We start from the raw sequence: 21,782 nt of genomic DNA, 5'->3' as shown, positions 1-21,782 counted from the left end.
AGGAGTGGCGCGTCGAGCTCCCGCCCACTTCATCTCCGTCGCGGGGGCGTACGGCGATGTGCCGATCTGCGAGTACCGCGGTTCAGCTCAGCGGTTCGAAGAACGGTCGATCAGGTGCGAAGTTGCGAGAACACACCGTCGCGTCCTCACCCCTGAGGTAAGCCAGCAACCACTCACCGAATGTCATCTCATGGAGCACCCAAGCCGGACTGTCAAGCTCCTGGACCAGGACGCTCCAGGGCGACGAGGAACTGTCGGGAACGCGGAGGAAAACCCACTCCCCCGTCGCGGCCGACGCCACCGGCATCAACTCGCCGGGGTTCGCCCCTGCCGGACTCGGCAGGTACTCCATCATGTCCTCCTCGCGGAAGAGCTCGAGATCCCCCCTGATGGACTCTCCCAGGTTGTGCAGAAGGTGGCCGGCGGGGTGCTCCAGATACAGCTGATTGTTGATTTGGACCGAACCGTAGGCATCCAAGATCTCGCGGAAGTCCGCCGGGAATTCGATTCCGAACTCCCGCTCCACTTCAATCCATGGCGCCGGATCCGTCCAGTTGAATCCCGGTTCGCCCAACAAGGCACGGATCTCTGCAAGCGTTGCCATCACTTGACCCCTTCTAGCATGTGATGCAGGTCGACCTGTGCGCTGAGCGCTTCGGCGGCCTTCGTCCCCACAGTGGGCAGGAGGTCTTCGAGGGCTCGGAGTGGGTCTTCGAGGCGGTCGAAGGCACATGGAGTGTCCTGGAACCGTGGAGCGCGTGACAACACGCATGCCTTCATCGCTTACGGCGCTCGCCTTGGGTTGCTCCGAGCGAAGCGCGGTGAGGTGATGCGGGGCGTCGCGGTGGCGGGTGGGGCAGGCGCCCGCTCAGGTGGCGAGGGGTGACTGCAGCTCGCAAACGACTTGTTTGAGCCTCAGGCCAGCGCCGCATCTTTGGGAGCGACGGTGAGTCGGCGCAGGGTGTGGAAGGCCGGCGGTGCGGTGGACGCGGACCACGCCCGCGACGGCGTCGGCGACGGCTTTGCCCTGGAGCGGAAGGTCATCCGCTGGGATGTTCTGGTTGAGTCCGGTCACCCCGGTCCTCATTGAACTGCGTGAACACCGGATGGATCATGGGACGGCCGGCCCGGTTCACCGGCCGGCGGCCGCCCGCGTCGGTTCCCAGAGACGTAAGGCTCCAGGACGCTGGAGGGCCTGCCCTACCCTCAGCGCCACGTGCGGATCGGACTCGAGGCCGACTCCTCCATCCCGGGCAGCAGCCCGTTCGCAGCGGTGTGACGGCCACGGCCGCCGGCCGGACTTTTCAGGCGGCGCGCTCGTGGCACCCCGATTGGTCGGTCAACGCACAGCGATATTTAATTTCCCGGCATCTTCTCCTTACCAGAAGCCGGGACATGTCGGGAATGCCGATCCAGAAATGCGTGCTTGCGCCACCGGATCAGCCTCGGATAACTTGTCGACGCGTCAACAGGCGGAGGCACAGTCGGAGATGGGCCTCCGGCCTTCCGGAACGCCGGGCACTTCGTCGCGCAGAGCGTCAGTCGTCGGGCAGGGATTCTCGATAAAAACCCTCGCCCGCCTTTCATGTCGAGGAGTTCTCGTGCGCAGCCTTAGGTCAGCGAGAAAGAATCCCGCAGGAACGCCCTCCAGTACTCGGCTTCCCAGCCGTCTCCGTCTCGGCGCCGTCGCGACCGCGCTCGGCGCGTCCGTGGTGTTGGCCTTCCCTACGCAGGCGAGCGCCTCAGTCCTGCAGCTGCTGCCCCAGAACGCCGACGGCCTGGAGCAGTCCTTCTCCCCGGCTTACGACTACGACAAGGACGGCTGCTACACCACGGCCGCCATCGGAGCCGACGGCACCCTCAATCCCGGCTTGAAGCTGGGTGGGGACGTCAACGGGCACTGTCACGACTACGTCCAGCTGGCCAACGCCAACACATACTCGCGCGAGAAGTGCAACAACGACTGGTGCGCCGTCGTCTACGCCAGCTACTTCGAAAAGGACCAAGCCACGCTCGGCCCTGCGGCCATCGGCCACACCCACGACTGGGAGCACGTCGTGGTCTGGATCCACAACAACCAGGTCGAGTACGTCTCGGCGTCCCAGCACTCCGGTTACCAGATCGCCGCCCGCTCGGCGATCCGTTTCGACGGCACCCACCCCAAGATCGTGTACCACAAGGATGGCGCCTCGACACACTGCTTCCGCTTCGCCAACACCAACGACGAGCCGCCGGAGAACGCCACCGGAGGCTGGTTCTACCCCCGCCTCGTCGGCTGGGAGGGCTACCCGGCGGGCTACCGGGACAAGCTCATGAACGCGGACTTCGGCTCGGCCACCATCAAGATCAACGACGCCCGCTTCAACTCCACCCTCGCCAACTCCAAGCCCTCTGGCATCCCCTTCGATCCCAACGCCTGAGCCGTGCGCGGACGGCGATCCGCCGGATTGCCGTCCGCGCGGGCGGTGTTCGCGGCGCCGCGGCCGCCGTCGATGTGGGCTGAGCCGTCTCCTGGCTCCGTGCCGGGTTCCTCGCACACGCGCTCCGAATGAGGGCATGCCCAGTGTCAGCCGGCCGTGCCTCCGCGCCGCATCCGGCCGAAGGAGTGACCATCACACGCACGCGTCTCTGAACCGGACCCTTGATCTGGCGTGAAGAGTCGCTCGGACCGCTGCCGTGCTTGAGGCCCTTGACCCTCACGTGGCGTCAGGCTGCATAGTCGGGTGCCGTGGAGGACCACTGGACCGTGGGACGCGTGGCCGAGTTGGCCGGCGTGAGCGTCCGCACGCTGCATCACTATGACGAGATCGGGCTCGTCCGGCCGTCGGGGCGGACCGCAGCCGGGTACCGGGCCTATTCGGCAGACGACGTGGAGCGGCTGCGGGAAGTACTGGCCTACCGGCGGTTGGGCTTCGGGCTGCGGGAGGTCGCGGAACTGGTCGGCGACCCGTCCACCGACGCGGTCGCGCACTTGCGCCGACTGCGCAGCCTGCTGCTGGAGCGGCGTGATCGCGCTGACGCCATGGTGACGGCCATCGACAGGGAACTCGAGGCACGGGCGAAGGGCCTGAAGGTGACGCCGGAGGAGCAACTGGAGATGCTCGGCGCACGGCTGTACGACGTGATCGGCGGCGCCTACACCGCGACACGGCAAACCGATCCGCGGATCGCCGCGCAGATCTGGGACGCGCTCGGGGGCGCGCGGACGGTGCTGAACGTCGGGGCCGGAACCGGCTCCTACGAGCCCGCGGATCGCGACGTGACCGCGGTGGAGCCGTCGGCGGTGATGCGGGGGCAGCGGCCCGCCGGCTCGGCGCCGTGCGTGGCCGCAGCCGCGGAAAGCCTGCCGTTCGGGGACCGGTCCTTCGACGCCGCGATGGCAGTCTCCACCGTTCACCACTGGGGGGACCCGATAGCGGGGCTGCGCGAGATGCGGCGCGTGGCCCACCGCGTGGTGGTGCTCACGTTCGACACCGACGAGCCCGGCTGGCAGGACCGGTTCTGGCTCACCCGCGACTACCTGCCCGAGTTCGCCGCCATCCTCGCGGATTTTCCCTCGCTTGCCGGGATGGCCGAAGCGATCGGCGCCCGCGTTGAGCCGGTACTCATCCCGTGGGACTGTGCGGACGGCCTGTTCGAGGCGTACTGGCGCCGACCGGGTGCGTACCTGGAGGACCACGTGCGCCGTGCGATGTCGGTGTGGACGAGGGTCGGACCGGAGGCCGAGCAGCGGGCGGTGCGAAGCCTGTGCGACGACCTGGGCTCCGGCCGGTGGGCCGAGCGTAACGGCGACCTCGCCGACCTCGACGCCGTAGATCTCGGCCTCCGCCTGCTCATCGGTTGAACTGGTCGCAGCGTCAGCGTCGGCTCCTGGGCTGCCCGCGGGTCATGTGCGGCGCTGAGCGGGCACAGCGCCGTGTGGACCCTGTGGTGATTGGCACGGAGCACGGCGCAAGCCCGGGACATGGTGGACCGGCAGCCGAGGGCGCGGAGGGACAGACGTTCGATGCGCGGGTCCATCGGTACCCGGTCACGGCGGGCGGCACCGCGCTCGGTCCTCGGCGCGGCTCAGCCAACCGCGGGTCGCAACGATGTGATGCTACGTCAGTACGGGGTCCGGCCGACGCGGCGGTCCAACGGTGGCTCGACGAGCTGTTCCGGTACGAACACCCGCGGGGCGTTGGGAAGGCCTGCTCACCTCGCGGTTGCCGGGCGAACCGGCCCGTGCCCGGGCCGCTCCGGCATCGGCGGCGGACACCCCGGGGCGGTCATCCCGACGGCCCGCGACGACGAGGAGGAACCGGGCCCATGGCTGGAGCAACCGGCAGGGTGGCGTTGGTGACGGGCGCCAGCAGCGGGATCGGTGCGGCCACCGCCCGACTCCTGGCCGCGCGGGGGATGCGCGTGGTGGTCAACTACCTCCGCAGCGGCAAAGCGGCCGAAGGCGTCGTGGCGGACATCGCCGCCGCGGGCGGCCAGGCCATGGCCGTGCAGGCCGACGTGCGTGAGGTGGCGGCCGTCGAGGGCATGGTGGAGCAGGTCCGGGCGGCCTGGGGCGGCATCGACGTGCTCGTGCACAACGCGCTCATCCCGTACGTGGTCACGTCGTTCCAGGAGATGACGTGGGAGGACCTGGGTGGCAAGCTCGACGCCGAGATGCACGCCGCGTTCACGGTCACGAAGGCCGTCCTGCCCGCCATGACCGAACAGGGCTGGGGACGCATCGTCTACCTCGGCACCGGCCTCAGCCGCCGGCCCCGGGAGGGCATGATCGCGCTCGGCACGGCCAAGGCCGCACTGGAACAGTTCGCGCGCTACCTCGCCCAGGAACTGGGACCGCAGGGCATCACGGTCAACGTCGTCGCGCCCGGCCCCGTGGAGGACACCCGCGTGTCGGCGCACGTACTCGACGACGCGGTCAAGGAACGGCAGGTGGCCGCCACCCCTCTCGGCCGCCTCGCACGCCCGGCCGACGTCGCCCAGGCGGTCGCCTTCTACGCCGCCGAGGACAACGCCTTCATGACCGGCACCACCGCCGCGGTCAACGGCGGGCTTTCCATGTACTGACGCGCCGCTGGCGGCCGCACGAACTGAGGAAGGGCGCTCGTGCACACGTCGGACGTGGAAGGCTATGCGACCGTGCCCAGATCGGCGGTGAGCCAGCGTTCCGGCCGGATACGGACCACGACGTGATCGGCGAGTTCCACCTCCGCCATGGCCACGAATCTGTCGAGCGCCTCGCCCGAGAGATAGCGGCCGGCCATCTCGCGATGGAGCGCGCTCGTCCCCTCGGTCACTTCGGCAACCGGCCCTTCGACCGATACGTACCGGGGCGTCGGCTCCGTGCGCTGGACCAGCAGGCTGAAGCGGCCCGCAGCCCTGATCAGCGTCATCTTCCGCGAGCCCGCGCCGGTGAGGATCCAGGGCAGACCGCCGGGCTCGTAGGCGTACCAAATCGGAACCATCAACGGTCCGCGGTTGTCGCCGGCTGCGACGCCCAGCGCGGCTACATGCGTCTCAGCCAGAAAGCTTTCACGTTCTTCGCGGGAAAGTTCCATGCCTCGACTGTAGGCCCGGCCACTGACGGCACCTCCGCGCGACCGGACAGACGCAGGGCCCAGGGATACCCACGGACCGGCCCGTCGCCGGCGAGCGAGAACGCATGGCCGCCGCAGCCCCACTCCCCCACCCCGGAACAGCCGCCCAGGCAACCGCTGTCGATAACCTGACCGAGTGACGACCGACCTGACTCTCCTGTCGCGCGTGGCCTACCGCGGCCAGGAGATCACCGCGCCCCGGCTGCGCGGGCTGCTCGCGCTGCTCGCAAGCGAGCTGCGCTCCGGTTGCAGCACCACACGGCTGGTGGACGGGCTGTGGCAGGACGAGCTGCCGGCCAACCCCGCCAACGCGCTGCGGATCCTGGTCTCCCGGGCTCGCTCCCAACTCGGCGCCGATGTCGTCATCAGCACCCCCACCGGCTACCGGCTCGCACTGACCGAGGAGCAGGTCGACACTTCGGTAGTGGTCCGATGTGCCGAGGCGAGCGCCCGGCACACCCGAGCCGGGGATCACGCCTCCGCCCTGGCCAGTGCCGAGGAAGGCCTCGCCTTCTGGGACACCGCCCCGGACACCGACGCCACAGCAGCGGACCCCGTCGCGGAGCTGTGCGCCGAGCGGGCGCCGCTCCACGACTCCCTCATACGCTCCCGCGCGCTCGCCCTCGCACGGCTGGGACGACGGGCCGAGGCCGTGGCGCCGCTGACCGAGGTCTTCGCCCGGACCCCCCGTGACGAGGAAGTACTGGCCGAACTGCTGCGCGCCGAGGCGGCCACGGCCGGGCCGTCGGCGGCGCTCACCCGCTACGACACGTACCGGCGTGAACTCCGCGACGACCTCGGCACCGACCCGGGCCCCGGCCTCAAGGCCGTGCACCAGCAGCTGCTGCAGGTCGAGGCGCCCACGGTCCGCTACGGGGTGCCGCACGATCCGAATCCGCTCCTGGGACGGGACGAGGATCTCGCCGCCGTGGCCGGGCTGCTGCACTCCTCACGGCTGGCGTCGATCGTCGGCCCCGGCGGGCTGGGCAAGACGCGCCTCGCACACGCCGTCAGCCGCCAGGCGGAACAGCGGACGGTGCACTTCATCTCGCTCGCCGGAGTCAGCACGGACCACGACGTGGCCGGCGAGGTGGCGTCGGCGCTCGGCGGCGGGTCGGACGCGCCCGCCAAAATCGTCGCCGCACTCGGCGCCGACCCCACACTGCTCGTGCTGGACAACTGCGAGCAGGTCGTCCAGGGCACCGCCGACCTGGTGCGCGAGCTGGTGGCCTTGTCCAAGGACCTGCGGGTTCTCGTCACCAGCCGGGCCCCGCTCGGGCTGAGCTCAGAAGCGGTCTACCAACTGCCGCAGCTGAGCCTGGCGACCTCCATCGAGCTCTTCGAACAGCGGGCCCGAGCCGCACGCCACCACGTCGAACTCCCGCCCGCCGCCGTGGCGGAGCTGTGCCGGCACCTGGACGGCCTGCCACTCGCCGTGGAGCTGGCCGCGGCACGGGTACGGGTACTGACCGTCCCCGAAATAGCCCGCCGCCTCGGCGACCGGTTCGCGCTGCTGCGCGGCGGGAGCCGGGACGCACCCGAACGCCACCGCACCCTGCACGCCGTCGTCGAGTGGAGCTGGAACCTCCTGGAGGAAGACGCCCGGGCGGCACTGCGGGCACTGTCCGTCTTCCCCGGCGGCTTCACCGAAGACGCCGCGGAACACCTGCTCGGTGACGACGGCGACGCGCCGTACCTGCTGGAGCAACTGGTCGACCAGTCGCTGCTGAAAGCCACCGACACCGCGGCCGGGATCCGCTTCCACATGCTGGAGACGGTGCGGGAGTTCAGCGCCGCCCGACGCGCGACGGCCGGGGAGGAACAGGCGGTCAGCGACCGGTTCCTGGACTGGGCACGGACCTTCGGACTCACCAACCACGACGCACTGTTCAGCCTCGAGCCGCTCCGCCACTGGGCACGGCTGCGCACCGAACAGGACAACCTCGTACTCGCCCTGCGCCTCGCCCTCGCCCGCGAGGACCACGCCACCACCGCGGCGGCCGGCGCCGTGCTGGCCGGCGTCTGGCTCACCGACTCCGCGAGCTTCCACCGGGTCCTCACCCTGGCCACCGACACCGCGGCGCCACTGTCGCACTACCGCCCCGACGCCTGGCACACCGACGTCACCCGCACCCTCAGCGCCATCTGCACCGCCGCCCCCTTCATCGGATACGGCCCGCCCGGGACACGCCACCTCGTCACCCTGCGCCGACTGCCGCCCGCGAAGCCCGACACCCTGCTGCGAGCACTCGCCACCGTACTGAGCGCCGTCCCGGACATGCGCCCGCCCGGCTACGAGGCCCTGCAGGAACTGTGCGCGAGCGACGCACCCCTGCTCGCGGGCATCGCCGAATGCGTGGCCAGCTACCTCTGGGAACACGAGCACGAGCCGGAACGCGCGCTGTCCTCGGCCCGCCGCATGCTCGCCATGGTGGACGCCGTACCCAACCCGACCCTCAAACTGCTCGGCCACTCCCGCAGCAGCGAACTGTGCGCCGACGCCGGCCTCGGCGACGAGGCCTACCAACACCTCCTCGCCGCACTGGACACCTTGACGCACCTCAGCGACCAATCACCCACCACGGGCCTGCGCCGCGGCCTCGTGCTGGCCTGCCTGCAGCGCGGCAAGCCGGACGAAGCCGAGCAGTGGCTACGGCGCGTCGAGCAGAGCCAGCCGGACGAGCAGACCCCGGACTTCACCACCGACCAGGCCGCCTGGGCCGAGATCGCGCTCGCCCGCGGCCTCACCGAACTCGGCCTCAAGCAATGGCGAACGGCCGTCGAGCGGATACGCGCAAGCGATTCACCCCCCGCCGACCCCGCCATGGACGCCTGGGCGCAGGCGATCGAAGCCCACGCGGTGGCCGCCCACGCGTACGCCGGACGGCTGGAACCGGTCGCCGGCCTCGTGGCCGGACTGGAGAACCGGCTGCTCACGCTGCTCGCCGACGATTCCCGCCCGCCCGGGGAGGTCCTGACCTACGGCACCCGCGTCCTGGCCCTCGGCCTGGCCCGGCTCGCCAAGGGCGACCCAACCGCGGTACGCCTGCTGGCCCTGGCGGAACGACTGCACGTCTCACAGGTCTTCCAGCCCACGATGTCCCTCGACCGCGCCCGGCAGGCCGCCGAAGACGCCGACGGGGCGGCGTACGCCGACGCGGTGTCGGAGTACGCCGCCCTGAAGCGGGACGGGCTGCGGGAGGCGGCCCGCACGCTCATTTCGGGTCGCGGTTGAACTGCGCCATCGACCACCGGTAGCCGAGCACCGTCAGACCCACGCACCACGCGACCGCGATCCACCCGTTGCTGCCGATCTCCGTGCCGAGCAGCAGGCCGCGCAGGGTCTCGATCGCCGGGGTGAACGGCTGGTACTCGGCGATCGGCTGGAACCAGCCCGGCATCGTGTCCGCCGGGATGAACGCGCTCGAGATGAGCGGGAGGAGGATCAGCGGCTGCGCACTGTTGGCGGCCGCCTCGGCGTTCGGGCTGGCCATGCCGATACCGACCGCGATCCAGGTGAACGCCAGCGAGAACATCACCAGCAGCCCGAACGCCGCCAGCCACTCCAGGGCCGAGGCGTCCGTGGACCGGAAGCCGATGGCCACGGCGATGACACCGACCAGGACCACGCTGGCGATGCACTGCAGCACGCTGCCCACCACGTGCCCGATGATCACGGAGCCGCGGTGGATCGCCATCGTGCGGAAGCGGGCGATCAGGCCCTCGCTCATGTCCATCGAGATGTACACCGCCGCCCCGATCACGGTGCTGCCGATCGTCATCATCACGATGCCCGGCACGATGTAGGCGATGTACTCGGAGCGATCGGCGCCGCCGCCACCGATGCCCGCGCTCATCACGTCGCCGAAGATGTACACGAACAACAGCAGCAGCATGATCGGCGCGAGCAGCAGGTTCAGGGTGGCGGACGGGTAGCGCCGCGCGTGCAGCAGATTGCGGCGCAGCATCGTGTTCGAGTCGCGGACCGCGAGGGAAAAGGCGCTCATCGGACGTTCTCCTTGGACTGGTCGGGGACGGTGGCGGGGGCGGTGAGGGCGAAGAACACGTCGTCGAGGTCGGGGGTGTGCACGGTCAGCTCGTCCGCCTCGACGCCGGCCGTGTCCAGCCAGTCGAGGATGGAGCGCAGCTCGCGCTGGCTGCCGCCGCTCGGGATCTGCAGCGTCAGCGCTTCGTCGTCGCGGGTGACCTCGCGCAGCTGGTCGGCGGCGGACCGGTACGCGTCCGGGTCGGTGAAGCGGAGCCGCACGTGCCCGCCCGGGATGAGCCGCTTCAGCTCCTCCGCGGTGCCCTCGGCGGCGATCTTCCCGTCGTTCAGCACCGCGATCCGGTCGGCGAGCTCGTCGGCCTCCTCCAGGTACTGGGTGGTGAGGAGGACGGTGACGCCGCTGGAGACCAGCTCGCGGATGATCTGCCACATGGTGTGGCGGCTGCGCGGGTCGAGGCCGGTCGTCGGCTCGTCGAGGAAGATGATCCGCGGATTCCCGACCAGGGTCATGGCGATGTCCAGGCGCCGCTTCATGCCACCGGAGTAGGTGGAGGCAGGCTTCTTCGCGGCCTCGACCAGATCGAACCGCTCCAGCAACTCGGCCGCGACCCGCCGCCCTTCCCGCTTGGACAGGTGGTGCAGGTCCGCCATCAGGAGCATGTTCTCCTCGCCGGTGATCAGACCGTCGACGGCGGAGAACTGCCCCGTGACGCCGATCCCGGCACGTACCGCCTGCGGGTCGGCGGCGATGTCGTGCCCACCGACGCGGACCTCACCGGCGTCGGCGGTGATGAGGGTGGAGAGGATCTTGACGACGGTGGTCTTGCCGGCGCCGTTCGGGCCCAGGAGGGCGAAGACCGTGCCCGCGGGCACGTGCAGATCGATGCCGTCGAGGACCAGCTTGTCCCCGAAGGACTTCCGCAGCCCCGTGGCTGCGATGGCGGATGCGTCGGTCGTTGTCATCATGCGACGGAGTCTGCGGGGCGCCGCGTTCAAGGACCTTTCAGCGCGGTTTCACCAGCCCCCGCCGACCGGCAACACGGTGAAATGCGCTGGTCAGCACAGCGACTGCGTCAGGTGAGGGCCCCGCCGGGGAGCCCCGCCGGCTTGGGACGGCGCACCACCGCCGGCAGACTGGGCACCACCGCAAGCGCGGTGCGGGAACGCCTCGAAGAACAGCGTACGGGCCCCCATCAGCATCGATGGGGGCCCGTACGCAACCGTGCACGTCAGGAGGTGCCGATCAACGCGTCCAACTGCTTCACGCCCCAGCGTCGAACGCGGCCCGCAACCGGACGCCGCCGCCGGTTCGCGGCCGCGGAACGCGCGTCGCGAACACCGACAGTTGCAACACGCGATAGCGGCCGATCCCGACGAGCGCGGTGGCCGAGAGGTACACCGTCTGCTGCAGGACGAGCCCGGCGCCGGGTCGCAGCGCGGCCAGCGCGCCGACTGCGGCCGACGTGACCAGCCAGCCGACTACGACGGTGGCCGCGCTCTTCAGGTGGCCGGCCAGGCCGGGCCGTCCGTGGCCGAACGAGACCCGGGCGTGCAGTTCGGTGGCGACCACCGTGGAGGCGACGGTGGTCAGCACGTTCGCCGCCATCCACGGGATCCACTGCGAGAGCAGGACCAAGGCCGCCGAGGCCGCGAGGGTGACCCCGCAGCCCAGCCCGGCGAAGCGCACGAAGGCCGCCGCGTGACGGCGGATCAGTCGCAGGCCGTTCATGGTGGTCCCCTCCCCGGTCGCTGCCCCTCGCGGGGCCGTCGTCGTCATGCGGCAGAGCGTGACCGCTCCGCCGTTCACCGCCGTTTCACGGCGTTTTCAGGGGTGCCGACGGCGGTGAAACCGGTACGGCGGCATGCGGCCCGTCGGGGCCGCGCTCAGCCGATCAGCCGACGGGAGTGACGGCCGTACCCAGCATCGCGGCCACGGCCTGACCGCCCATCACCCAACGTTCGGCGAACCCGTCGCTGCCGCAGGCGGTGAGTTGGCGTGCCCGGCGATGCGCAACAGGCACCGGAGGGGGCGGGGCCGCGTCGGGTTCCAGGTGCCGGATATATTCGCACGGCCGTTCGCCCGACACTCCATGAGGAGCGCTGTTCCGTGGACTCGCAGCACCCGTCGTGCCCGTCGTCGCTCACCCCGACGCCCGTGCCATCGCAGCCGTCGCGGCGGTCGCTCAACAAACTCGCGGTCGTGGCACTGGTGTTCGGGCTGCTGGTCTTCGTGCCGGTGGTCGGCATGGTGGTGGGGGCCATCGCTCTGACACAGATCAAGGACACGCGCGAGCGGGGCAAGGGCCTGGCCGTCACCGGACTGGTCCTCAACGCCCTGAGCACGGTGGTCATCGCCGTCGTCCTGGCCAGCAGCGCGTTCACCGCGTTCGTGACACGCGTCGACGAGGGCGTCAAGGAACGGGCGCGGAACTACGGCAGCACTTCCCTCCACAAGGGCGACTGCATCGACACCCCCGGCGACGACCTGGAGGACACGATCGCCAACGTGGGCACCGTGCCGTGCTCGCAGGTGCACACCGCCGAGGTCGTCGGCGTCTTCACTTTCGACCTTCAGGGCGGCTACCCGGGCGAGGACTACATCGTCGAGAAGGCCGAGAGCCGGTGCTGGAAACTGACGACCGCCTACGCGATGGACACCTGGGCGGTGCCCGGGGACGTCGACATGTACTACTTCTCGCCCAGCAGCCAGAGCTGGGATGGCGGCGACCGTGAGGTGACCTGCCTGTTCGGCAAGGACGGCGGCCCCCTCAAGGGCTCGCTCCGGCAGGACGCGGCCATGCTCGACGAGCACCAAGTCGCCTATCTGAAGGCCGCCAACACCATCAACGACGCCAAGTCCGACGCTCCGGAGGAGGAGAACGTCGAGGACAACCTGGAGGCATACAAGCAGTGGGCGGGCGACGTCACACTCGCCCTCGACGAAGAGGCCCGCATCCTGGGCGGCCACAAGTGGCCCGCCGCCGCCGAGCCGCACGTCACCGCGCTCAAGGCGGAGATCGACGCGGCCCGCGCGCACTGGGTGAAGGCCGCGAAGGCGAAGGACGCGGACACCTACTACGAACACTACGAAGCGGCCGAGGAGCTGTCGGGCTACGACGAGGCGGTCAAGGCGCGCAAGGCACTCGGCCTCGCCACGACGGACGGGTCGGACGGGTCGGCGAACACCGAGGCGTGATCAGCCCGGGCTCGTAGGCGAGGGCGACGAGTCGGGTGGCGGCGGGCACCCGACATGAGGCGGGAGGTCCTGGCGCGGCGGTGGCGGCAGCGGCTGCGGCGCTCTGCGCAGGAGACACGGTCCTCCCGGCGGGTCCGCCGGGAGGACCGTGACGGGCTCCTTCGACGCCGGAAGGCGGTGCCCCCCTCCCGGGCACGACGGCGGAATCCGGCCAGTTGTTCGAAACGCATTGCCCGCACGGGCACCAGCTGTCACCGTCGTGCGCGGCCGCCCGGCGGCCACTCCACCCGGTCGCTCGCCAGATGATCCGTCGAAGGAGTCCTCCGCAGCCATGAAAAGCCTCTTAAACCTCCCTGCCCCGGGCGCCAGACCCGGCTGGCGCGCCCGGATCGTGAGCATCGCGGCCACCGCGGCGATCCTCACGGCAGCCACCCTGATGGGCGCCGGCCCGGCGATGGCCGCGCCGGTGCCCATCAAGCTCACCTCGGCCTCCTGCCCGACCGATATCGTCCAGGGCCAGGTGAGCGGATGCGTCACCGAACTGCAGAACCTGCTCAACGCCCACGGCGCGGGCCTCACGGTGGACGGCGAGTTCGGGCCGAACACGCTCTACGCGGTACGTGAGTTCCAGGCCGCCACCGCGATCGCCGTGGACGGCCGGGTGGGCCCCCAGACCAAGAGCAAGCTGTACGCGACCGGAGGCACCGCGCCCGCACCGATCAACCTCACGTCCTCCTCCTGCCCGGCGAACATCGTGCAGGGCAGCAGGAGCGGCTGCGTCACCGAACTCCAGCGCCTGCTCCGGCACTTCGGCTACCCGGTGAGCGTGGACGGCGACTTCGGGCCGGAGACGTACAGCGCGGTCCGCAGCTTCCAGTCCTCGCACGGCCTGTCCGTCGACGGCGAGGTCGGCCCGAACACCAAGCGGGAGCTGTACGACACCGACGAGGCGCCGTCGACCGGCCTGGACCTGCGGTCCTCGTCGTGCCCGGCGAACATCGTGGAGGGCCAGACCGGCGGCTGCGTCGCGACCCTGCAGGCGCTGCTCAACGGCCAGGGCCAGCACCTGGACGTCGACGGTGAGTTCGGTCCCGCGACCCTGGCGGCCGTGAAGTCCTTCCAGTCCTCGCGCGGCCTGTCGGTCGACGGCGAGGTCGGCCCGAACACCAAGAACGCCCTCTACTCCAACATCGGCGGTGGCGGCGGCAGCGGCGCGCCCGCACCGATCAACCTGAATTCCGGCTCCTGCCCGACCGACATCGTCAAGGGCCAGCGCAGCGGCTGCGTCACCGAACTGCAGAGCCTCCTCAACCACCACGGCGCCGATCTCGCCGTCGACGGCGACTTCGGGCCGATGACCGACAGCGCGGTACGGGACTTCCAGGCCGAGAAGGGGCTCGCGGTCGACGGCCGGGTGGGCCCGAACACCAAGGCCGCCCTGTACGGCGCGGTCACCCCGCCCACGTCTCCGCCGCCCGGCGGCGGCTACGCCAAACTCCTCGACGTCGCCACCGCCGAGGTCGGCACGGTCGAGGGCAGCGCCCGGGCGAACAGCTACGGCGTGGCCGTGGGGCTCTCCCTGTCCACCAACAACTACGCCTGGTGCGCGACCTTCGTCAGCTGGGTGGCCAAGCAGACGGGTGCCACCTCCTACCGCAACAGCTACGTCTCCGGCTGGGTGAAGCAGGCCCGGGCCGGCAACTACCACCTGTCGGTGACGACCAACCCGCAGCCCGGTGACATCGTGGCGTTCGACTGGAACGGCGGGAGCAACTTCAACGACGGCCAGGAGCACATCGGCATCGTGCGCACGGTGAGCGGCGGTTCCTCCTTCACCACCGTCGAGGGCAACACCGGCAACCCCAACGGCGGCAAGGACGGCGTCTACGTCAAGAACCGCGGCACGAACCTGGGGTACGACGTGGTCTTCATCCGGGTCCGCTGACCCAGGGCATGTACGGAAGCGGTGCCGCACCCGCGATCCCGGGTGCGGCACCGCTCCACGTCGAGGTCGCGCTCGGCCCGCGGTGACAGGTTCGCCTTCGAAGACGTGCCGAGGATCGCGTTGCCGAGCTTGGCTTCACCCCGTACTCGTGACTGACCACCATGACGCCTGAGGAGCTCATCGAGCAGGCCGGAGTCCGCCCAGCCGCGAAGCTCCGCCTTCGGCCGCCACGAGCTGTGCCCGGCCGCCAACCCAACGGCGAGCAGCAGCCCGGTCCACCGGCCCCGCAGACCGGCGTCTGCGGGGCCGGCGGCATCGGGGCGCGACGAGCACCATTGCCTCCGGCAGCAGATCTGAGACACGCTCTCACCCTCGCAGACGCAGCCGTGCCTGACCGCGTGAAAACACGTACACACATCCGGCGACGCGATGCGACACTGCCCCCATGACCAGCCCGGAACTCTCCGAACTCGACTATCTACGGGAGATCGAACGGCTCGCCAAGGCAGTCGTCTCCGCGGCCGCCGGCGAGCAATTGCATGCTGGTGACGCCGAAGACGATGGCCCGTTCCAACGCAGCGTCAACGCCCTGGGCCGGGCGCTGTTGCAGTACCACTTCCCCCTGGACGGGTGCCTGGAGGAGGAGGAAGAGCGCCCACTGGTACCTCTCGCGGCCGTTGCCATCATCCGCCCCGAGGCCATGCCCATCGGCAGCGATGAGACCTACCCACACGCCTGTGCTCGGCTGGGAGTCGAGGCACGACCTGAAGGGTGGGCGCTGTGGGACACCTGGGTCGACGGCAGCGCGAAGGTCACCATGGTGGTCTCCGCCGTGGACACAACCGAGGGCCTCCTCACCAACTGGGCGAAGGGCAGAGACCTGCTCCCAGTCATGCCCCTGCCCTCGCAAATCGCCCAGGTTCACGCCGGCTGGACCGGCTGGGCGTCTGTCTTCTCCCCCTATGGCAAGAGGAAGCTCGGCCTCAACGGACAACCGTGATCCACATCCGGCCCAAATCCGCCCCGCCGGTCGGCTGTCTCGGTTATCAGCACTTGCGACGTACGACCTTGACTGCATGTGGTCAAGGCCGGGATAAGATCACGCCCGGCACATACGAGGTTGGGGGCGGGACCTGGTGAAGCGGCAGCTGATTTGGATGGCCTGCGGTGGAACGGCGGCGTTGGTGCTGTCGGCGGGTTGCAGCAATTTCCACGCCGAGCCGAGCCCTGACCGAGCCGCCTCGCCGGTTGTGTCCGCAAGCCGGATGGAGTCCCCCCAGTCGGCCAAGGCAGCAGTTGCCATTCACGTCAAGACGGCCTTGGAGGACCGCCTCACTCCCGATGAGTCGCGGTTCGGTTCGGGCACAGGGTCACCCTGCTCAACCTCGTCAGCGAGGATGTTCAGTGTCGAGTGCGGCTCCGCAGCAGAAGCTACAGGGGCGGATGCATCGTTTGCTCTGGAGCAGATCGAGCATCACGAGGGCTTTGCGACGCTGCGTTCTGTCGCCAACAAGCTCCGGACCGCTGTCGCCAGGTACCAACAGCTTGGCTGCGCCAGCAATCCGACCAGAGCGTCGGCCCGTCACGGCTGCCTTGAGCCTGCGGCCCTCATCGCTCAAGGCTTCCCAGATCTTCGCGATGGCGCCAACCTCGGCCTGGGGGGTCTCTAGGCCACGGTACGGCCGAGTCGTCTCCGGGTCGTCCGGGGGTGCTCACTGACGATCAATGCTGACAACCACCGGCAGCTCAACCGCGGGCCAGCATACTGACTCAGAACGCCACGCCAGGTCAGGGGACCGGAGAATCAATGCGGATCATGTGATTACCGGGATAAGGGACTGTCAATCCCTGCTCTTCAGAATGGCATAACGGGTGGATGCAGTAACAAGCGGTGTAGGGCCGGCGCTTCCCGAAGCGGGCGGCAAACGGAGGCGTACGGAGAGCCGACGGCTGCATGGATGTCTCGGCATGGTGGTGGGGCCGGCTCTCGCGGTGCTTACCGCCATGCTTCTGGGCAGGTCGTGGAACGCCTGCGCAATCGGAGTGAACAACGCGGCCAACGGCGGCTTCCTCCTCGTACTTTTCATCCCGGGCCTCTCTGCGCTCCTGCTACTGGTCTGGGTTGTGTTGGGCGCCCTCGTAGGGACCCGACCCCTTCTCCATGCCTTGGCCCTCGCGGTGGCGCTCCTCGCCGTCGCGTGGTGCGTCGTTTCGGTCTTTTGGGACAGCACCCCCACGCCTTACTGCCCCAACGGCGTGCCCCCCTGGTGGCCGAGCTTCATTCCGGCCCCGGGATTCTGAGAGCCGCTCGGCGGGGGCGTGTTGCCCCGCAGCCCTATGCGAAAGCCAAACTGGCGGGTGGAAAGGGCCGCGCAGGCGGCGGTCAGACCCCCCGACCAGCCATCAGGTGTTCGTGGCCCCTCCTCCTACAGGCCGAACAAGCGGCTCAGGGCGGCGGTCACCGAAGCGTGAGTTGGCCCAGGGGGCGCTGCCGGGGGCCGTCGTCCCACTGATCCACGCTGCTCGGCTGACCGGTCCCGTCATCGCGTGCGGCCCACCGCCGGTTCGAGCAGCGACAACGTCCGCTGCCGCGCATCGAGGCCGACGCGGATACCGACCGGCATCGGCAGATTCGGCCCGGCATGCCCGAACTCGACGTTGCCCAGGACCGGGATGTCACGGTCGCCGAGGACGTCGAGGACGATCTCGGGCAGGCTAGGGGACGCTCCGGGCTCGAGTCCACTGATCTCGCGCGGCACGCCCACGACCATGCCGGAGATCCGGTCGAGGATGCCGGAGTGCCGCATCACCTGCAGATAGCTCCACACGTACGATGCCGTGCCGCCCATCTCCTCCCAGAACAGCACCGCACCGTCGAACCATTCGAGCGGCAGCGCGAAACGCGTCGCCTGCGCCAGCACGATGCGATTGATCACCCCGCCGATCAGCCGACCTTCGACACGACCGGGACGCCAGCACTCCCACGACGGGCTCGCGGGAAGCGCTCCGATCGCCTCGGTACCGGTCAGCAACCTGGAGTAAAGCTTCTCGAGTTCCGCTTGGCGCGCCACGGGCGCGGACTGCCAGTGTCCGCCGAAGCCAGGGACGGCCATGTCGGCATGGAACCCGACCAGACCCGTGCGCGCGTAGAGCACGAGATGCAGCAGCGAGATGTCGCTGTAGCCGAGGATCGGCTTGGGGTCGGCTCTGATCGCCTCGACGTCGATCAGGTCAAGGTAGCCGAGCGCCGTCTGGCCGCCGTCACTCGCGACGATCGCGCGCACCTCAGGATCACGCAGAAGACCATTGAGTTCCCCGGCGATGACCGCCGGCGTGGCCGCGCTCCACCAATGGCGGCGTCCTACTTCGAGTAGCGGAGCCCGACGCACGCGGAATCCCATCCGCTCGAGCACGACCACCGTCCGCTCGACGTTGGGCTCGTAAGCGGCTGGCAGCGGACCGGACAGCGATGCGATGACAACGAGGTCTCCGGGCCTCAGGGCATGCGGTCGAAGCAGTTGAGGCCGTGCAGAACCAGTCATGGCGTCAGTGTCGCCGGTGCCATGGGCAGGGTCACGCGACTTTCGCCGGTCGCCCGCCCCGGCGCAGGCCCCTCTCCCTGCGGATGCATGCATGCGTGTCCGACCCGCCGGCCAAGCGGTCGAACGCCCGATCCGAGCCGCCGTTTCGGCGGAAGAGGGCTGGTGGGAGGGCGTCCTGCCCGACTGCTGGCTCCTGATCGAATGGCCCGCTGGCGCCGAGGCTCCCACCGACTGCTGGCTGTCCAACCTGCCCGCTGACACGCCGATGCCGGGGCTGGTCCGGCTGGCCAAGGTCCCGCTGGCGCGTTGAGCACGACTACCGCGAACTCAAGCACGGCCTAGGTCTGGACCACTTCGAGGGCGTTACCGGCCGGGCCGGCACCATCACGTCACCCTCGTGACCGCCGCCCACGCCTTCCTCACCGAACAACGCCTGTCCCCAAAAGCGCCAGCGCCGGCCTCACCCTCTACCACCTCCTCGACACCCTCCAGGACGTCTTGAGGTGCTGGACCGGCATCTGCACCGCCTGCCAGCAACCCCTCCCCAAGCGCACGCACACAACACCGAGATCAAGACGGGCCCAACGGAGTCCTGCTAGAAGGGAGGGTCGTTGGGGCCGCGGTCGGCCTGAATGGCCGCGTCCCGCCGGCGGCTGGCCGCGTGATGTTCGGCGAGGGAGGGCATTCCGGCGATGGCTTCGGCGGCGCGGCCATGCCGGATGAGCGGCTCGGCCACTTCCGACGGCAGAAGTTCGGCGTCCGCCCGCAGCAGGGCGAGAGCCTCCTCAAGGCGCCCCATGTCTTCCAGGATCCACGCCTTGCTGACCGTCAGGCCGTACATGTCCGGCGGCAGCGTCTCGGCGTAGGCGAGGGCCTCCTCGCGTCGGCCGGCCTCGCCCAGCAGCCAGATCCGGTTCGGGCCGAACCAGGACGGGTGCTCTTCGGCGAACTCGGCACTGCGCTCGTCGAGGAGCGCCAGGGCGTCGTCCAGCCGTCCGGCTTCATGGAGCAGGTGGATGATGCCTTCGAAGAGGCAGGCATCGTGGTACTCGAACGTCGGGCGACCCACCTCGACGGCTTCCTCGATCCGGCCCTGGCGGCCCAGCAGTTCGATCAGAGGCCAGCGGAACCGGTCCGGATACTCGGCGGCCGCGATGAAACGCCGCAGCACGGCCTCGGCCTCATCTGCCTGCCCGTCGTCTTCGAGCGCCCGCGCGTAGCACGCGAGCGTGTCACTCGCACGCGCCCCGGTGCCCAGCACGCGCAGTTCCTCCAGGCGCCCGTGGCGCCGCAGGAGCTCGGCGTAGGCGATCAGTGTGTTCCGGACGACGAAGTGCCCGGCTGCGATGTCTGCCCCAAGTATCCGTACGGCCTCGTCGACCCGGCCCGCACGCTCCAGGACCTGGGCTTGGAGGTCTTGCGCGTTGCTGGGGCGCAAACCCCATCGCTCCTCGCCGCGGGCGCTGCGGGCCCGCTGAGCTCGCGGCGCGATCAGCTCCAGGACCTGCTCATCACGACCCTGGCCCTCTGTCAGCTCGACGAGGGTGGACAGGATCCACCTGCTGTCCAGGTGCGGCGTGAGTACGGCGATGGCCTCGTCCAGCCTCCCCGCCTTGGCCAGCAGTTCCGCGAAGTCGTGGCACACCCACTGCGAGGCAAGGCCGTCCTCGTCCGGGCGGACGGCGTCCAGCGCCTGCTGTACTTTCCCGGCCTCGAACAGGACCTCGGCCCTCTCCCAGCGCGCCCGATTCCACCCGGCCTCGATGAACGGCTCCAGCACGTCCAGGGCTCGCTCGGCCTCGCCCGCCCGGGACAGCTCGCGAGCCGTTCCCCGACCTGGACGTCCTGGTCTTCGGGCACAGCCACATCCCCTGGGACAGCACGGCGCCGGGCGGGCTGCGGCTGCCTGGGCGCAGAACCATTCCCCCTGCTCCGATGCCTGAACCAGCAGCTCCACCTCCCCCCGCTCCACCAGCATGGTGACCAGGCGAGGAGATATTCCGCCGAGTGTCCGTGACTGCCACTCAAGATCATCAAGGTTCACGAGCCTGAGCGTACGGGCGGACACTGACAATGAGCCTCTAAGCTTGTTCTGTCGGTGTCCACCGACTGCCCGACGCGCCGGAAGCTTACGGGGCCATGATCACTCGCGCCGAAACAGCTCCCGGCCAAGGCCGTTCCACCGACCTTGTTGCTTGCGTGTCACGCCGTCCGGGCTGCGCGACGATGGCACTTCCCGTGTACCACTCGCCTGGCCGGATCCAAGATAGGCCGTTCCCCACTGCGGTCTGGGACGGTCCGATCGCTCCCGAGTTCAGCGCCGACGTGTACTGGGAGTCCAGGCCTATCAGGTGCGAGGAAGCAGGTTCCGATCCAAGGCCTGTCGGCCTTTGATTCCCCCTGCCCGGCCCCCTACGTTCGAAGTAGTCGACCGGTCGCCGAGCCAGCACCGGTCGTAGCATCGCTCCGATCCGACACGAAGGCAGAACACCGGCATGCGTACTACCACCCTGGGCGCCCACGGACCTGAGGCCGGCGTCATCGGCCTGGGCGCCATGGGCATGAGCTTCGCCTATGACATGGCCACCCCGCGTGACGAGGCCACCTCCGTCTCCGTCATCCACCAGGCCCTCGACCTGGGCGTGACCCTGATCGACACCGCCGACGTCTACGGCCCCTACACCAACGAGGAACTCCTCGGCCGCGCCCTGGCAGGCCACCGCGACCGTGCCGTCCTCGCCACCAAGGTCGGACTGGAGTCCATCGACCCCACCGGCGGCCCCGGCGGCTCACCGCTGGTCAAGCCCAACGCCCGGCCCGAACACATCCGCGCCGCCATCGACGCCAGCCTGCGCCGCCTGGGCACCGACCACGTCGAGCTCTACCAGCTCCACCGCGTCGACCCCGACGTCCCGATCGAGGAGACCTGGGGCGCCATGGCCGAGGCCGTCACCGCCGGCAAGGCCCTCCACCTGGGCCTTTCCGAGGTCAACGTCGAGCAGATCCAGCGCGCCCAAGCCATCCACCCGGTCACGACCGTGCAGTCCGAGTTCTCCCTGTGGACCCGCGACGTCCGGGCCGAGGTCCTGCCCTACTGCACCCAGCACGGCATCGGCCTGCTGCCCTACTCGCCCCTGGGCCGCGGCTTCCTCGCCGGCCGCTTCGCCTCCTTCGACGAACTGCCGGAGAACGACCAGCGACGGCGCCTGCCGCGCTTCCAGGACGACAACCTGCGGGCCAACCTCGACATCGCCGCCAAGGTCCGCGAGGTCGCCGACCGAGCCGGCGCCACCCCCGCCCAGGTCGCCCTCGCCTGGCTCGTCGCCCAGGGCCCGCACGTCGTCCCCATCCCCGGCACCAAAACCCCGAAGTACCTGGCCGACAACGCCGGCGCCGCCGACGTCCACCTGTCCCCGGCCGACCTCGCCGACCTCAACGCGATCCCGGCCCCCGTCGGCGCCCGCTACTGAACGGACCGCCCCTGGTGCCAACCGGC

The 21,782-nt window shown here is 69.8% G+C and carries 14 protein-coding genes and 2 pseudogenes; 10 read left to right on the top strand and 6 right to left on the bottom strand.

Features of this window, described 5'->3' with window-relative positions:
• Positions 1-82 precede the first annotated feature (82 nt).
• A complete protein-coding gene (locus OG937_37915; GenBank protein WUD77074.1) occupies positions 83-604 on the bottom strand; it encodes an SMI1/KNR4 family protein in 522 nt (173 codons plus the stop codon).
• A gap of 1,105 nt (positions 605-1,709) precedes the next feature.
• Here OG937_37915 and OG937_37910 point away from each other — a divergent pair.
• From OG937_37910 to OG937_37900, 3 genes are all read left to right on the top strand, one after another.
• Entirely contained in the window at positions 1,710-2,420 is a 711-nt protein-coding gene (locus tag OG937_37910; GenBank protein ID WUD77073.1) for an NPP1 family protein, read from the top strand.
• A gap of 326 nt (positions 2,421-2,746) precedes the next feature.
• On the top strand, positions 2,747-3,844 hold the full coding sequence (locus tag OG937_37905) for a MerR family transcriptional regulator (GenBank protein WUD79013.1): 1,098 nt from the start codon (positions 2,747-2,749) through the stop codon (positions 3,842-3,844).
• 464 nt (positions 3,845-4,308) lie between these two features.
• Positions 4,309-5,067 carry an SDR family oxidoreductase gene (locus OG937_37900; GenBank protein ID WUD77072.1) on the top strand — a complete coding sequence of 253 codons (759 nt, stop codon included), beginning with the start codon at positions 4,309-4,311 and terminating at the stop codon, positions 5,065-5,067.
• Between the two features lie 62 nt (positions 5,068-5,129).
• Here the strand turns inward: OG937_37900 and OG937_37895 are convergent, their stop codons facing one another.
• The gene (locus OG937_37895; protein WUD77071.1) at positions 5,130-5,558 is read right to left on the bottom strand and encodes a pyridoxamine 5'-phosphate oxidase family protein; all 429 of its coding nucleotides are present in this window, start codon (positions 5,556-5,558) and stop codon (positions 5,130-5,132) included.
• A gap of 175 nt (positions 5,559-5,733) precedes the next feature.
• On the opposite strand from OG937_37895, the gene OG937_37890 reads away from it, so the two are divergent.
• The gene (locus OG937_37890; GenBank protein WUD77070.1) at positions 5,734-8,832 is read left to right on the top strand and encodes an AfsR/SARP family transcriptional regulator; all 3,099 of its coding nucleotides are present in this window, start codon (positions 5,734-5,736) and stop codon (positions 8,830-8,832) included.
• On the opposite strand, the gene OG937_37885 is transcribed toward OG937_37890, so the two are convergent.
• From OG937_37885 to OG937_37875, 3 genes are all read right to left on the bottom strand, one after another.
• The gene (locus tag OG937_37885; GenBank protein ID WUD77069.1) at positions 8,813-9,604 is read right to left on the bottom strand and encodes an ABC transporter permease; all 792 of its coding nucleotides are present in this window, start codon (positions 9,602-9,604) and stop codon (positions 8,813-8,815) included. The two genes, OG937_37890 and OG937_37885, sit on opposite strands and share 20 nt — an antisense overlap.
• Positions 9,601-10,569, bottom strand: coding sequence for an ATP-binding cassette domain-containing protein (locus OG937_37880; GenBank protein ID WUD77068.1), 969 nt, complete (start codon positions 10,567-10,569; stop codon positions 9,601-9,603). The genes OG937_37885 and OG937_37880 overlap by 4 nt, the downstream gene beginning before the upstream one ends.
• A 295-nt stretch (positions 10,570-10,864) precedes the next feature.
• Positions 10,865-11,332 carry a hypothetical protein gene (locus OG937_37875; GenBank protein ID WUD77067.1) on the bottom strand — a complete coding sequence of 156 codons (468 nt, stop codon included), beginning with the start codon at positions 11,330-11,332 and terminating at the stop codon, positions 10,865-10,867.
• Positions 11,333-11,710: 378 nt separating this feature from the next.
• Here OG937_37875 and OG937_37870 point away from each other — a divergent pair, with 378 nt between their 5' ends.
• The 3 genes from OG937_37870 (at position 11,711) to OG937_37860 (ending at position 15,744) form a co-directional block, all read left to right on the top strand.
• Positions 11,711-12,799, top strand: a complete 1,089-nt coding sequence (locus tag OG937_37870) for a DUF4190 domain-containing protein (GenBank protein WUD77066.1) — start codon at positions 11,711-11,713, stop codon at positions 12,797-12,799.
• Between the two features lie 331 nt (positions 12,800-13,130).
• Positions 13,131-14,744, top strand: a complete 1,614-nt coding sequence (locus OG937_37865; protein WUD77065.1) for a peptidoglycan-binding protein — start codon at positions 13,131-13,133, stop codon at positions 14,742-14,744.
• Between the two features lie 445 nt (positions 14,745-15,189).
• Positions 15,190-15,744 carry a hypothetical protein gene (locus OG937_37860; GenBank protein ID WUD77064.1) on the top strand — a complete coding sequence of 185 codons (555 nt, stop codon included), beginning with the start codon at positions 15,190-15,192 and terminating at the stop codon, positions 15,742-15,744.
• Between the two features lie 1,540 nt (positions 15,745-17,284).
• Here the strand turns inward: OG937_37860 and OG937_37855 are convergent.
• Positions 17,285-18,286 carry an LD-carboxypeptidase gene (locus OG937_37855; GenBank protein ID WUD77063.1) on the bottom strand — a complete coding sequence of 334 codons (1,002 nt, stop codon included), beginning with the start codon at positions 18,284-18,286 and terminating at the stop codon, positions 17,285-17,287.
• A gap of 91 nt (positions 18,287-18,377) precedes the next feature.
• Here OG937_37855 and OG937_37850 point away from each other — a divergent pair.
• From OG937_37850 to OG937_37840, 3 genes and pseudogenes are all read left to right on the top strand, one after another.
• Positions 18,378-18,788 (top strand): annotated as a pseudogene (locus tag OG937_37850) (transposase).
• 1,325 nt (positions 18,789-20,113) lie between these two features.
• Positions 20,114-20,197, top strand: a pseudogene (locus OG937_37845) (YfcE family phosphodiesterase).
• Between the two features lie 584 nt (positions 20,198-20,781).
• Positions 20,782-21,756, top strand: coding sequence for an aldo/keto reductase (locus OG937_37840; protein WUD77062.1), 975 nt, complete (start codon positions 20,782-20,784; stop codon positions 21,754-21,756).
• Positions 21,757-21,782: the final 26 nt, after the last annotated feature.

The organism is Streptomyces sp. NBC_00510 (assembly GCA_036013505.1).
In the GTDB taxonomy this organism is placed as follows: domain Bacteria; phylum Actinomycetota; class Actinomycetes; order Streptomycetales; family Streptomycetaceae; genus Actinacidiphila.
The sequence above is the reverse complement of the archived record's forward strand: the minus strand, read 5'-3'. Positions and strand labels throughout refer to the sequence as shown.

Excerpts from the sequence above, each read along its gene's own strand:
- OG937_37880 (WUD77068.1), bottom strand. The coding sequence starts at position 10,569 with ATGATGACAACGACCGACGCATCCGCCATCGCAGCCACGGGGCTGCGG.
- OG937_37900 (WUD77072.1), top strand. The coding sequence starts at position 4,309 with ATGGCTGGAGCAACCGGCAGGGTGGCGTTGGTGACGGGCGCCAGCAGC.
- OG937_37915 (WUD77074.1), bottom strand. The coding sequence starts at position 604 with ATGGCAACGCTTGCAGAGATCCGTGCCTTGTTGGGCGAACCGGGATTC.
- OG937_37855 (WUD77063.1), bottom strand. The coding sequence starts at position 18,286 with ATGACTGGTTCTGCACGGCCTCAACTGCTTCGACCGCATGCCCTGAGG.
- OG937_37895 (WUD77071.1), bottom strand. The coding sequence starts at position 5,558 with ATGGAACTTTCCCGCGAAGAACGTGAAAGCTTTCTGGCTGAGACGCAT.
- OG937_37840 (WUD77062.1), top strand. The coding sequence starts at position 20,782 with ATGCGTACTACCACCCTGGGCGCCCACGGACCTGAGGCCGGCGTCATC.
- OG937_37865 (WUD77065.1), top strand. The coding sequence starts at position 13,131 with ATGAAAAGCCTCTTAAACCTCCCTGCCCCGGGCGCCAGACCCGGCTGG.
- OG937_37860 (WUD77064.1), top strand. The coding sequence starts at position 15,190 with ATGACCAGCCCGGAACTCTCCGAACTCGACTATCTACGGGAGATCGAA.
- OG937_37875 (WUD77067.1), bottom strand. The coding sequence starts at position 11,332 with ATGAACGGCCTGCGACTGATCCGCCGTCACGCGGCGGCCTTCGTGCGC.
- OG937_37885 (WUD77069.1), bottom strand. The coding sequence starts at position 9,604 with ATGAGCGCCTTTTCCCTCGCGGTCCGCGACTCGAACACGATGCTGCGC.